This window comes from Pseudomonas sp. (genome assembly GCF_035277045.1).
In the GTDB taxonomy this organism is placed as follows: Bacteria; Pseudomonadota; Gammaproteobacteria; order Pseudomonadales; family Pseudomonadaceae; genus Aquipseudomonas.
Map to the genome: position 1 here is coordinate 1 of NZ_DATELE010000187.1, position 3416 is coordinate 3416.

3 protein-coding genes are annotated in these 3416 nt (G+C 66.4%); 1 reads left to right on the forward strand and 2 read right to left on the reverse strand.

The features are described from left to right. Positions 1–81: 81 nt before the first annotated feature. Positions 82–1458: a hypothetical protein gene (locus tag VJS90_RS09800; RefSeq protein ID WP_324121431.1), complete on the reverse strand. Its 1377-nt coding sequence runs from the start codon at positions 1456–1458 to the stop codon at positions 82–84. Between the two features lie 191 nt (positions 1459–1649). Then, complete coding sequence (locus VJS90_RS09805; protein ID WP_324121433.1) at positions 1650–2672, reverse strand: zinc-dependent alcohol dehydrogenase family protein; 1023 nt, start codon at positions 2670–2672, stop codon at positions 1650–1652. Positions 2673–2875: 203 nt separating this feature from the next. Between VJS90_RS09805 and VJS90_RS09810 the strand changes: the two genes are divergently transcribed. Further along, a partial coding sequence (locus tag VJS90_RS09810) for a LysR family transcriptional regulator (protein ID WP_324121435.1) occupies positions 2876–3416 on the forward strand: 541 nt, incomplete at its 3' end.

The window sequence follows — 3416 nt, forward strand, 5'->3', positions numbered from 1 at the left end:
CACGGGTCAGGGTCGGGGCAACGAAGGGACACTGGTTATACATACAGACCCCCGTTGCTGGCAAGCGCCCCGGATCAGCGGTCATGTGCGCAGGTCGAGGTCCCGTCTGGCCAACTGCGCCATCAGCGCGTTTCCCCCGCCCGCCAACGGATGATGACGGTACAGCCGTTGCAATTGCGCCATGTCGAGGCCGCTGTTGGTCATCAGCCATTTCTCTACCGCCCGCGGACACTCTCTGCCCTGCAGGGCCCGGTGCAGGTAGGGCAATGCCACACGCATCGCCGGGTGACAACGGCGCAGGAAGTAGTCCAGGCGCTGGCCACGGGCCGTGAAGGGGGCGTACAGCAGGCAGGCCAGCTGCGAGTCGCCCAGATCGAACGCCTGTTCGAAATACGCGGTGGCTTCGTTGCGCACGGTCTCCCAGCCGGGTGCCACGATCTCCGGTGCCGTGCCACGCATGCGCCAGACATACCCATTGAACGCCTCCTCATAGCCCCGTTGGCAGAAATGCTCACCACGCAGACCTTGCAGGTGCGCCACCAGCCCGGGGTCGCTCGAGGCCGCCAGCGCTGGCATGCCATCGGCCCAGCCTTCGCGATGGCCCAGCATGCTGTCCAGGCGTTGCGGCGCGGCCAGGTCGTGGAGCAGCTCGTCGATCGCGATGAGTTGCAGTGGCGTCGCCCAGGTCACGCAGTGGCGCAGGGAGGGTTGCCCCTGATCGGTTCCCTGCATCCGTTGGAGCAGATCACGGTGCAGGTGGCCCAGTCCGCCGGCCAGGGTGCGGGCGCAGGTCTGCAACGGCGATCCCGTGGGCAGCCCCGCCCGGCGCAGGCAGCCCCGCGCCCACGCCAGGTAGCGATGCCGCTCGCGTGAGGGCACGGCACACGCCAGCGCGTTGATCTCGCTATCGGCCTCCAGCACCTTGCCCAGCGCGTCGGCGAGCGCCAGATGATGGCGGCTGCCCAGCAGGCAGTGAGGGTGGGCGCCACTCATGTGGCCGAACAGCAGCAACCCCTCGCGCTCCTCCCGCAGACGCGGCTGCGGCCGCCGGATGTCGAACGGCACGACCTGCCCTTCCTCGACCATCAGCAACCGGACCCGCGGGTCGTCATGCAGAAACAGCGCGCTGAAGCTGCGCTCGCAGTTTTCCAGCGCATGGCTGCCGACCCCGGCCAGGCGCGCCGTCGCGACACGCAGGTTGAACGTGCAGCGGGACCGCCTCGCAATGATCAGCTGCGCCGCGCGCACGCAGGCCAGGGCGTGGGCACTGCGCCGGTCGCCGCAATCGAGCAGCAACAGCGTGAAGTCACCGATGCGCTCGACGCCACCCGCTGCCACCAGCAGGCGCTGGACCAGCAACTGCAACGACGCCCGCTGGGCCTGCGACATGTAGTCGAGCAGGCGCGACAGCACCTGCTGGTAGATAAAGTGCATGGCTTGATCGTGGCTTGTGCTCATGGGGTCACCTCACTGGCAATGGATGTGGCCAGCCAGCGGTGGTGCGCTGGCTGGACCTGACCCATGCTGGATCGAATTTCCCCATGAGGCCCGTAGGACCGGTCTGAGTTCTTTGTAGGAAAAATCTATAAAAAAGCCCGAGACGGGCTCGGGCTGATTCGATGACGGTGCAAAGGGCGAGAACGACGCGGTCAGGTGCCGCTCACGTCCAGCACCACGCGCCCGCCACACGGGCATTCATCCATGGTGCGATGCGCCTCGACCACCTGCTCGAACGGGTAGACCTTGACGATCTGCGGCGTCAGCAGCTTGTCGGCGGTGAACTGGTTGATATCGCGCAACGCACGCTGCAGCGCCACCTCGTCCTGGCTGATGCCCAGCTCCGGCTTGCCGGTGAAGTTGCTCACGCAGTGCAGGAAGAACTGGATGTTCTTCTGGAACGCGGCGCAGGCCGGGAACGGCGTCTGGTTGCCACCCTGCAGGCCATACAGCACCAGGCTGCCACGCGGCGCGATGACATCGCCCAGCAGCGACATCTGCGGGCCGCCCATGCCATCGAGGACCATGTCGACGCCCCGGCCATCGGTGTACTTGCCGATCTGCATGACCAGGTCCTGCTCTTCGGTGACGATCACCTTGTCGGCGCCCAGGCCGAGCAGGCAAGCGCGCTGCTCCGGGTCCTTGGTGGCGGCGAACACCTTGAGCCCCAACGCCTTGCCCAGCTGCACGAAGGCAGGCCCCGCGCAATGGCTGGCATCGGTCACCAGGGCGGTCTGCCCGGCCTTGGCGCGCGCCAGGTCGACGTAGGCGAAATAGGCGATCAGCAGCGGCGTGTAGTGCACGCTGGCCTCGATCGGCGTGAGGTGCTCCGGGTAGCGGGTCAGAGCCGTGCGCGGCAGCACGATCACCTCGCCATAGACCGGGTGGTCGTTGGCGCTGGTGGCCGGGAAACTCGCGACCCGGTCGCCCACCGCCAGGTCATCGACGCCTTCGCCGACCGCGGTGACAACGCCCGCCATCTCGTGGCCGATGCCGGCCGGCAGGCGAGCCTTGGACGGCGCCAGGTTCTGCCGCCAGAGCACGTCGTACCAGCTCACGCCAATCGCCTCGACGCGGATCTGCACCTCGCCCGCAGCGGGGGACGGCTCGGGCTGCTCTTCGCACTTGAGCACATCGGCCGCGCCGAACTTGTGGAAACGGATCATGCGGGACATCGCAAACCTCGCCTTGTGAACCTTTAATACCACGGACTTTATCCGGGCTTTGAGCGTTAGACCATCAGCGGCTATTAATAGTCGACATGCCTGGCATCGATTGAGCTCCGCGTGTTATCCGGCACGGGAGCCCACAAAGCGGTGCAGGTTAACAGCCTTTGGCCTTAAGATTCACCCCTGCCCCATCCTTGCGAAGCTTGCTGATGAACCGTAACGACCTGCGCCGCGTCGACCTCAACCTGCTGATCGTCTTCGAAACACTCATGCATGAGCGTAGCGTGACCCGTGCCGCCGAGAAACTGTTTCTGGGCCAGCCCGCCATCAGCGCGGCCCTTTCGCGCCTGCGCGGACTGTTCGACGATCCCTTGTTCGTGCGCACCGGACGCAGCATGGAGCCCTCGGCGCGGGCCAACGAGATCTTCGCCCTGCTCTCCCCCGCCCTCGACTCGATCTCCACCGCCGTCAGCCGCGCCGCCGAGTTCGATCCCGGCACCAGCGCCGCGGTGTTTCGCATCGGGCTGTCCGATGACGCCGAATTCGCCCTGCTGCCGCGCCTGCTCAAGCGCATCCGCGCCGAAGCGCCGGGTATCGTGCTGGTGGTGCGCCGGGTCAATTACCTGTTGATGCCGACCCTGCTGGCGTCGGGCGAAATCTCGGTGGGCGTGAGCTACACCAATGAGCTGCCCGCCAATGCCAAGCGCAACATCCTGCGGCGCAGCAAGCCCAAGCTGCTGCGCGCCGACA